9 protein-coding genes are annotated in these 8,985 nt (G+C 64.7%); 3 read left to right on the top strand and 6 right to left on the bottom strand.

Features of this window, described 5'->3' with window-relative positions; translation table 11 throughout:
• On the bottom strand, nt 1-617 hold a 617-nt coding region (locus VIM95_RS11915), incomplete at its 3' end, for a DctP family TRAP transporter solute-binding subunit (protein WP_331985929.1).
• A gap of 121 nt (nt 618-738) precedes the next feature.
• Between VIM95_RS11915 and VIM95_RS11910 the strand changes: the two genes are divergently transcribed.
• Both VIM95_RS11910 and VIM95_RS11905 read left to right on the top strand, forming a co-directional pair.
• Nucleotides 739-2,643, top strand: coding sequence for a PAS domain S-box protein (locus VIM95_RS11910; protein WP_331985927.1), 1,905 nt, complete (start codon nt 739-741; stop codon nt 2,641-2,643).
• Complete coding sequence (locus VIM95_RS11905) at nt 2,640-3,248, top strand: response regulator transcription factor (RefSeq protein WP_331985925.1); 609 nt, start codon at nt 2,640-2,642, stop codon at nt 3,246-3,248. Before VIM95_RS11910 ends, VIM95_RS11905 begins: the two co-directional genes overlap by 4 nt.
• Here the strand turns inward: VIM95_RS11905 and VIM95_RS11900 are convergent.
• Nucleotides 3,245-3,769, bottom strand: a complete 525-nt coding sequence (locus tag VIM95_RS11900) for a nitroreductase family protein (protein WP_331985923.1) — start codon at nt 3,767-3,769, stop codon at nt 3,245-3,247. The two genes, VIM95_RS11905 and VIM95_RS11900, sit on opposite strands and share 4 nt — an antisense overlap.
• 105 nt (nt 3,770-3,874) lie before the next feature.
• Between VIM95_RS11900 and VIM95_RS11895 the strand changes: the two genes are divergently transcribed.
• Nucleotides 3,875-4,258, top strand: coding sequence for a VOC family protein (locus VIM95_RS11895; protein WP_331985921.1), 384 nt, complete (start codon nt 3,875-3,877; stop codon nt 4,256-4,258).
• A 3-nt stretch (nt 4,259-4,261) separates the two neighbouring features.
• On the opposite strand, the gene VIM95_RS11890 is transcribed toward VIM95_RS11895, so the two are convergent.
• The 4 genes from VIM95_RS11890 to VIM95_RS11875 all read right to left on the bottom strand — a co-directional run.
• A complete protein-coding gene (locus VIM95_RS11890) occupies nt 4,262-4,774 on the bottom strand; it encodes a hypothetical protein (RefSeq protein ID WP_331985919.1) in 513 nt (170 codons plus the stop codon).
• A gap of 132 nt (nt 4,775-4,906) precedes the next feature.
• Entirely contained in the window at nt 4,907-5,593 is a 687-nt protein-coding gene (locus VIM95_RS11885; protein WP_331985917.1) for a DNA alkylation repair protein, read from the bottom strand.
• 76 nt (nt 5,594-5,669) lie between these two features.
• Nucleotides 5,670-7,955 (bottom strand): CocE/NonD family hydrolase, encoded by a 2,286-nt coding sequence (locus VIM95_RS11880; RefSeq protein WP_331985915.1) that lies wholly within the window; start codon nt 7,953-7,955, stop codon nt 5,670-5,672.
• 82 nt (nt 7,956-8,037) lie between these two features.
• Nucleotides 8,038-8,985 (bottom strand): cadherin-like beta sandwich domain-containing protein (locus VIM95_RS11875; protein WP_331985913.1); only part of this gene is annotated, 948 nt, incomplete at its 5' end.

Below are 8,985 nucleotides of genomic sequence, written 5' to 3'. Positions count from 1 at the left end.
CCATCCACCACGCCGTTCTGCAGGCCCAGGTAGACTTCGGAGAAGGCCATCTGCTGTGGCAGCGAGCCCAGGGCGCGCATCTGGGCATCCAGCACCTTGGAAGACTGGATGCGCATCTTCACACCGCGGAAATCAGCCGGGGCCTTGAGCGGCTTCTTGCCGCTGAAATCCTTGAAGCCGTTGTCCCAGTATGCAAGGCCCAGAATGCCCTTGGGCTCCAGCTTCTTCAAGAGGCTGGCGCCGATGGCGCCTTGGGTGACCTTGTGCAGCTCTTCGTAGTTGTCGAAGATGTAGGGCAGGTCAAAGACTTCGAATTCCTTCACGCCCAGCGGACCGAACTTGGCCAGCGAGGGAGCGAGCATCTGCACGGCGCCCAGTTGCAGCGCCTCCATCTCTTCCTTGTCCTTGTAGAGCTGGCTGTTGGGGTAGACCTCGACCTTCACCGCACCCTTGGTGCGCTCTTCGGCCAGCTTCTTGAAGTACAGTGCGGCCTTGCCTTTGGGGGTGTCGTTCGCCACCACGTGGCTGAACTTGATCACGATGGGGTCGGCAGCGAAGGCAGCAGTGGTGGTAAGGGCGAGCGCGAGGGCGGCGCCCAGAACGGTGCGGCGTTGCATGGCATGTCTCCTTTATAGGTGTAACAAGATTCTTCGCCGCCGATTGTAGGCGGACAATTGTGGCTACACCCCTGTGGTCAACCACAATGCCGAGTGTAGACCACTGAACTACGATAGCCGCATGCCCCCCAGCCGTCCCTTCCCTCCCCGCCAACTCCCGCCAGCCCGCCAACTGTGGCTCTGGCCGCGGGTTGCGCTCGCACTCTTTGTTGCGGCGGTGTTGGGCCTGCTGTACTACCTGCGCGATCTGGAACACGAGGAAGCACGCCTGGTACAGATCAGCGACGTGCTGTGGATCGAGCAGAACCTGCGCTTCCAGTTCGACAAGACCGAAGAGCGGCTCTCGGCCCTGCTCGACGCTGCCCGCGACGGCAAGCTCACCGAAGCCGAATTCCGCGCCCGCGCCCGGCTGGTAGGTGACGGCAACCCGGCCGTGACCGGCGTGCGACTCCAGCAGCCCGGCCTGGTTTGGCAGCATGGCGAAATCCTGCCCATGCAGGGCACGCGCGACGCCGGCAAGCTGGCCCAGGCCACCGGCAAGCCTGCCTATACCGACCTGCTGGGCTATGAGGGGCGCATTGCCATCGTGCTGCGCGATGGCGAGCGCGAGATCGGCGCCATGATCTCGCTGCCACGTCTCTTGGCCGAGCAGGTACCCTGGTGGTTCGCCAACAAGTACCGGCTGTCCATCCTCGACGCCCAGGGCAAGGAGGTCGCCAGCCGCTCACGCGTAGCGGCGGACGACGAGACCCTGAGCTACCAGCTCACCTTCGACCCGCCCGGCCATGGCCTGGCGCTCAAGGTAGTGAGCTACCGCGTGCCTACCGGCATTGTGCAAAAGAGCCTGATCATTGGCGTGGTCCTGCTCGCCATCATCGTGCTCTTCAGCTGGTGGCGCTTGCGCCGGCAGGTACAGGGCAGGCTCAGCGCCGAGCTGGCCCTGCGCGAGGAACATGCCTTCCGTACCGCCATGGAGAGCTCGCTCTCGGTGGGCATGCGCGCCCGCGACCTGGAAGGCCGCATGATCTACGTCAACCCGGCCTTTTGCCGCATGGTGGGCTATACCGCCGCCGAGCTGATCGGCACCATGCCGCCCTACCCTTACTGGAACCCGGACGATCTGGCCAGTCACCAGGCGGTCAACGACGCCGTGCTGGCCGGCCGCGCGCCACCGGACTACGAGCTGACCCTGCGACATAGCGACGGCCACCTGGTCCACACCCGGGTCTATACCACCCCCCTGATCGACGCCACCGGCCGCCAGCGTGGCTGGATGAGCTCGGTGGTGGACATCACCGCCCAGAAGCAGGCCGAGGCACGCGAGCACGAGCAGGAGGAAAAACTGCGCCAGACCGGCCGCCTGATCGCCATGGGCGAGATGGCCTCCACCCTGGCACACGAGCTCAACCAGCCGCTGATGGCCATGAGCACCTATGCCAGTGCCGCCCGCCAGTTCGCCGGCCAGGGCGATACCAGCATGCTCGATTCCACCCTGGGCAAGATCGCCGAACAGGCCCAGCGCGCCGCCGGGGTGGTCCGGCGCATCCGCGACTTTGTGCGCAAGCATGCCCCGCACAGCGAGCCCTGCGACCTCAACGCCATTGCGCTCGACACGCTGGAACTGATCGAACCGGACGCCCGCGCCCGCCATGTGCTACTGCACCATGGGCTGGCCGAGGATATGCCGCAGGTCCAGGCCGACCGGGTATTGATCGGCCAGGTGATCATGAATTTGCTGCGCAATGCCATTGACGCCTGCGCCGACCAGCCGCCAGAGCGGCGGGACGTGTTGCTTGAGACCCGCTACGATAGAGATGCAGTGGTACTGAGTGTGCGCGACCGCGGCCATGGCATCTCGGCCGAGAACGGCGAGCGCCTGTTCGAAGCCTTCTACACCACCAAGGCCCTGGGCATGGGCATAGGCCTCAATATCTGCCGCTCCATCGTCGAGCAGCACCATGGCCAGCTGGGCTATGAGAGCCTGCCCGAAGGGGGCACCATCTTTACTTTGAGTCTGCCGCGATGAATACCAAACCCGTCTACCTGGTCGATGATGACCACGATGTGCGCGATGCCCTGGGCCTCTTGATGCTGGCCCACGGCTATACCGTACGCGCCTACGCCAATGGCAAGGACTTCCTCGACAGCCTGGAGCCCGATAGCGAGGGGGTGGTCGTCCTGGACGTACGCATGCCCGGCCTCTCCGGCCTCGACGTGTTCGACCGGCTGCTGCAGAGCGATAGTGAATTGATCGTGATCTTCCTCTCCGGCCATGGCGATATCCCCATGGCGGTACAGGCAGTCAAGCAAGGTGCCTTCGACTTCCTGGAAAAACCCTGCAGCGAGCAGCAGCTGCTTGAGAAGATCAACGATGCGCTGGAGGTGGTTACCGGCCGGCAGTCGTTGCGTGGCAGCCAGCAGGAGGCCGACAAGCGCCTGGCCACGCTCTCGCCGCGCGAGCGCGAGGTAATGGAGCGGGTACTGGCCGGCAAGCTCAACAAGCAGGTGGCGGACGAGCTCAATATCGCCATCCGTACCGTCGAGGTGCACCGCGCCAACCTGTTCGCCAAGATGGGCGTGCGTTCTGCCCTGGATTTGGCTCAGTTGCTGGCCCGTCGCAGCGGCGTCTAGGTGTTTTCCTGCCAGCTCAGTACCTGGGGCGGCTTACGTGGCGTGGGCATGCCCTGCTCGCGTGGCACGCCCAGTACCAGTGGCACCACCACGTTCATATCCGCCGGCACGCCCAGTTGCAGTTTGACCTCGGGTCGGTTCAAACCTTCGATGGCCGAGCCGATCACGCAGCTACCCAGGCCCAGGGCATGCGCCGCCAACATCAGGTTGGCGGAAGCCAGCCAGCAGTCGGCCACCACATAGGGGCCCATGGGCGGCGTGCAGATCAGCACCAGGGTATCGGCACCGTGGAAAAGATTGCTGTCGCCAGCGGGGTAGATCTGCGCCGACAAGGCCTTGAGGCTGGCGGCGCCCTGCAGCACCACAAAGGCCCATTGTTCCTCGTGGATGGCGGTCGGTGCCCTGACCGCAGCCGCCAATAGCCGCTGTACCGTCTCCCGCCCCAGTCTTACTGGCAGATAGCTGCGTACCGAACGCCGGGTGGCAATCGCCGCCAATACATCCCGCAGTTCCCCGTCCATATCGTACTCCCGCGTCCAAGCTTCTCCTGCTTGTACGCCGGTAGGCGCTAGACCATATTGATCGGGGTCAAACAACAGAAAGCCCAAACGGGGCACGGAGGATGCATGTACGCCCAACCCTTGATCGCGGTGGCCGACGTGCCACGCAGCAGCCGCTGGTACCAGGCCGTACTGGGTGCCGAGAGCGGCCATGGTGGCGAGGAATACGAACAGATCATGGCCGGCGGCGAGATGATCCTGCAGCTGCACCAATGGGATGCCCATGACCATCCGCATATCGGCCGGCCTGCATTGCCACCGGGCAACGGCGTGCTGCTTTGGTTCCAGACCGATGCCTTCGATACGGCGCTGGCACGCATCCGGGCAGCCGAGGCCACGGTACTGGAGGGACCCAAGGTGAATCCCAATGCCCAGCACCGCGAGATCTGGCTACGCGATCCGGATGGCTATGTGGTGGTGATCGCCGGCGCCTACGGCGACCTGGGCTAACCCTTAGGCGACCGTGTGCAGGCCACCCGGCGCGCCGCCGCGGCCGGCCTTCAGGCGCCGCACCTGCAGCACCGCCCCAACCAGAAAGATCAGGAACATCACCCCGGCTGCGGTCTGTAGCTCGGGGGCCTCGGCATTGGGTAGCAGCGGCGCCCCCAGGGGCAGGCGAGTAGTGGTCTCGGTCACCGCCGGGATCATGTGGAAGAACACCGTCAGCGAGTAGCTGACCACCTCCACGTAGCGGCTCTTGCCGCCAAAGCCACCACGGCTGGCTTGGACCGCCACGGCCAGCACCACCAAGGTGATAATGCCCAGCATATGTGGTTTGCCAAAGCCGCCATGCTGAAAGATGCCAAAGCCGGTCAGACAGGTCAGGATGGTGGCGTAGAGGTAGACCTTGCCCACCGTGTTGCCGGTCGCGATCTGCTTATCGCGGGCCAGCGCGACGATGGCGGCGGCCAGTGCCACCAGACTGATGGCCGTGTGGATGATGCCCAGCGTGGTCAAGCCCAACATCTCGGTTCTCCTTGGAAGGGGGTCGAAATCGCGATCGGGTCTGCATCTGCTTACCCATGCAGCGTAGACCGGCCTTTGCGCACCAGCATCACTCTTTCGGGTTAGCCACCTTGGCCTGCTCTATCCGGGCCGTCAGCCCAGGTGCCTGGCGGCCTCACGCACACTGAGCGGCGCAAGCACGGCGCCTTGCTGGGCCAGAAAGGCCCTGACCGTATCCGGCGCATGACGGGCATAGTCGCGCAGCGCCCAGCCTATGGCCTTGCGGATAAAAAAGTCGGTCTCGGGTGCCAGTACCAGGGCGTAATCGAATAGCCGACGCTCGTCCACGTCGGCCCGCCAGCCCAGTTGGTGCAGCATGGCCACGCGCTTTACCCACAGGTCGGGGTGGCGCAGGGCAGCGTCCATCTGCAACTGGGCACTGACATCCGTCCGGCTGGCGGCATGGACCACATCGCCCACCACGCTGGCCAGCGCATCCACCGTGTCCCACCAGGATCTTTGCTGAACCAGCGCCAAAAGCCCTTCGAGCTGGGTCATGTCCAGCCGCTTGTGGTGGCGGGCCAGCAGGTCCACCGCCACATACTGGTACTCGCGCGCCGGCAGCAGCCACAGTGCCTGGGCCTGCGCAAGCAATGCCTCGGCGGGTTGCTTGGCCTGGGCCTTGAGCAGCGGTAGCGCCAAGCTGCGGCGCAGCGGTGTGGGCAGGCCCAGGAAGTCGAACTGATCGCGCATATAGGCGCGCATGTCCGCTGCGCGGGCCGGGTCGGCATGGGGCAGCAGCAGCGCCTGCACGGCTTGGCTGAAAGCTGAGGGTGTCATGGCATCAGCATTGCGCGGCCGGTGCCATCTGGCAAGGTCAGCGCACGCCGCCCCGCAGCGTTGATCACCCTGGCAGTCAGCCGGCAGGACGCAGCGGCAGGGTCAGATAGCTGCCGCCATACCAACGCAGGCGCAGGGGCTGCCGGCCATCGGCCAGGGTTTCGTCGCTCACATCCTTACCGCTGCCATAGTTGATCTGCAGTTGCGGTTGGCGGATAGGCCCTAGCATCATCAAGAGCCGGCTACCCTTGGCCAGCAAACGGCTGGTCAGGCGTCCGGCCTGCAGGTCAAAACTCAACCGTCTACCGGGCTGCAGCAGTTGCCGCCGGGTCCGGTCGCGGGCATAGCTGAGCCGGTTCTGCAGGTAGGAGAGCTGCACATACTCCCCCTGGGCAGTCAGCTCATAGAGCATCAGGCTCAGGTCCAGGTCGCGCTTGTTGATCTCGAGCTCCAGGTGAGCAGAAAACAGGCCGCTCAGCTCGGTGGGCTGCGCCAAGGGCTCGCTGATCCAGACCTTGGTACCCCAGGTATCCAGTTCAGTGTTGACGATGCCCCCGCCGACAAAGACCCGGTCGATATCGCTACGGTCAGCCAGCGCCACCGTCTGGCTGACCACGCCATTCCGACGTTGTACCTGGCGCGTCAGCGGGTAGCGATCCTGCTGGGGGCGGTCGACGCCGAGGTAGTAGCGGACCGGCTCGCCCATGGCCGCAATGCTGGGCACATGCTTCCAGACGTTGGCGCCCATCAGCTGGTAGTTGACCTTGTCCGCCAGGATGGCGGGGCGCGGCCCACCCCGCAGCACATAGTCAAACCACTGGTAACGCAGCTCGCCCAGCTCGATGCGGGCGGCCGGGTCGGTACGGTAGCCGCGTAGCTGGGTCCTGTCCTCGCCCAGCGCACCTATGGTGCCGCGCTGGCCACGGATATGGTCGTAGGGCCCAATCAGCAGGTAGTGCTCGGCGTCCGGCCGGTACTGGCGGTGCTGTTGGTAGTAGTAGAGGGCGCCAAGCTGGCCGTCATCGTAATAGCCGGTGGTGGTCAGCACGGGGATGTCGATGCGGGCGAACTCCTCGCGGAAGGGGATCATGGCCTGCCAGTAGCTGTCATAGCCAGGGTGGTCCAACCAGCGGCGGAAGATGGGGTTGGGCGTGCCATCCAGCCGGTCCAGCTCACGGTAGGCCGTGCCGCCCACATACCATTGCCGCTGCATGCGCCACCAACGCTGCCGGTCGTTCATGACCGCCTCGTCTACCGTGGCGTTATTGGTCACGTAGAAGGGCCAGTAGTACACAAAGCTGAAGAAGACATTGCCATCCATGGGCACGTCTATGCCCGGCGCGGCCGTTACCGAGGGCATCAGCGCCTTCAGGGCTGGCGGCATGCGCTTGGCGGCCGCCCACTGGGTAAAACCGTCATAGCTGCCGCCATACATGCCTACCCGGCCATCGCTCCAGGGTTGGGTGGCAATCCAGTTGATCAAGGCCGCGGCATCCTCGCCGTCATGCTCGTAGGGCACCGCCTTGTTCGGGCTGCAGCCCTTGCCCCGGCTCAGCCCCACCACGCCGGCATAGCCGTGCGATGCGGTGCGGCGCGCTTCGATCAAGGTGGCGACCGGGTCGGCATAGATGGTGAAGTCCAGCAGCGCCGGCAGCGGTTGGCTGACCTTGCGCGGCCGCAGCACCAGTGCGCAGAGGGTGGCACCCTGCGGTGTGCGTACCGGCAGGTCACGTGCAATCAGGTAGCGACGAGCATCATCCTCGGCCACCAGGGCTGGCAGGCGCGGCGCCATCCGCCGGTAGGCTGTTGCCTGCTGATATTGCACCAGCAGGGCCAGGGCATCACCTTCCTGCAGGCTGGGCTGCCTATCCAGCCGATCCAGGGTGCTCCGCAGGCTTTCCTCCATGCCACCATAACCCAACTCCAATGCACGGATAGCCAGGGCTGCGGTGACGTCGTCCAGTGCCCCCATCAACTCACGGAAAGCCCGGTCAAAGGCGGGCTCGAAGGCTTCCCCCGCCGCCATACGCTGCCCGGCACGGGCCATGATCTGGTATTGCACATGCAGTGCTGCCGACGGGTAGGGGCTATCGGCCCGCAACGCGCGCAATGCCGTAATGCTGGCCTCAGCCTCGGCGTACCGCGCTGTCAGCAATTGCAGACGGAACCGCCGGTCGAGCTCGGTTGCAGGGTCTGCGCTGTGGAATCCGGCCAGCAGGCTTTCCGCCAACTTGGGTATGGCCTGCGCCAGGCTTGCCTCGTCTCCTCCGGCGCCAGTCGGCCAGGGGTAGTCCTGAGCTGCTGCGGCAGCCCAGCACAGGCAACAGCAAAGTCGAAAAAACAGGGGCGCTAGGCGGGGCATGCATACACCATGGGGAAAGACCTGCCCCATAGCGTAGACGACCCGTGGCGGCGCGCCACCCCGACGGCCGCCTTGTTGCCTGTCAGGCTGCGATGCCCAGGTGCAGCGTGGCCACAAAACCACTGCTCACATCCCCGCTCAGTGTCAGCATCTGATAGGTCGTACCGTCGCTGAACACGTTGTCGCCGGCATTGCTAGGTACCGAGGTGTTCTGACCGTGCGCCGCATACAGGGTACTGGCATAGACCGTGGCATTGGTCGCCTCCGGAAAGGCGAACTGCGTGGTTACTGTTGCAGTGACCTTGAGGTTGTCGTTCAGATAGACCTGGGCATGGATATGCGTCGCCCGACCCATATACCAGCCGGGGTAGATGGTGGAGAAGCTCACCTGCCCGGCGCTGTCACTGACCTGGATGCCCCGCAGATAGGTCTCGCCGGCGTGGTTGCCATTCTGGCTGCTGCTGTAGCCGGAATACTCGCCGTCCTTGTCGCAGTGCCAGATATAGACCGCCGCATTACTGATCGGCGCGCACAGATTGTTGACATTCTCCAAGGTCAGGTTGAGCGTGAGCGGCACGCCCGTCTTAGCCTCGCGGATATCCTGCCGCACGATGGCGCTGTTGCTCAGTATCGCCAGCAAGGGGTAAGGGCCCTCGGTCTCGCTGGGGATCAGTGCACAGTTGCCAGCGGCCGAAGCCGCGGCACGCACCACCGTCAAGGTATAGCTACGCGTGGTGGTGCCATCGGCAGCGGTCACCAGCACGATCAAGCTATTGCTGCCCACCGCCAGGCTGATCGCAGCCGAGGCGCTACCGCTGGCCACCGCCGTACCGTTCACCTTGATGGTGGCAGTAGCGCTGCTCGCGGTAGGTATGACCGTGATGCTGCTCGCGCCATTGGTCACGCTGGCGCTATAGCTGGTGGTGGCCGCTACGAAGCTTGGGCTCAGGCTGCCGGACGAGAGTACCAGGGCACTCAGGCTGGCATCGGTACTGGCGGTGCTGCCACTGCTGTTCGTACTGTCGGTACC

Source organism: Chitinimonas sp., assembly GCF_036568685.1.
In the GTDB taxonomy this organism is placed as follows: Bacteria; Pseudomonadota; Gammaproteobacteria; order Burkholderiales; family Chitinimonadaceae; genus Chitinimonas.
Note: the sequence above shows the minus strand (reverse complement) of the source record. Positions and strands in the feature narration are given on the sequence as shown.

Coding starts and splice junctions, on each gene's coding strand:
- VIM95_RS11910 (WP_331985927.1), top strand. CDS start 739: ATGCCCCCCAGCCGTCCCTTCCCTCCCCGCCAACTCCCGCCAGCCCGC.
- VIM95_RS11905 (WP_331985925.1), top strand. CDS start 2,640: ATGAATACCAAACCCGTCTACCTGGTCGATGATGACCACGATGTGCGC.
- VIM95_RS11900 (WP_331985923.1), bottom strand. CDS start 3,769: ATGGACGGGGAACTGCGGGATGTATTGGCGGCGATTGCCACCCGGCGT.
- VIM95_RS11895 (WP_331985921.1), top strand. CDS start 3,875: ATGTACGCCCAACCCTTGATCGCGGTGGCCGACGTGCCACGCAGCAGC.
- VIM95_RS11890 (WP_331985919.1), bottom strand. CDS start 4,774: ATGTTGGGCTTGACCACGCTGGGCATCATCCACACGGCCATCAGTCTG.
- VIM95_RS11885 (WP_331985917.1), bottom strand. CDS start 5,593: ATGACACCCTCAGCTTTCAGCCAAGCCGTGCAGGCGCTGCTGCTGCCC.
- VIM95_RS11880 (WP_331985915.1), bottom strand. CDS start 7,955: ATGCCCCGCCTAGCGCCCCTGTTTTTTCGACTTTGCTGTTGCCTGTGC.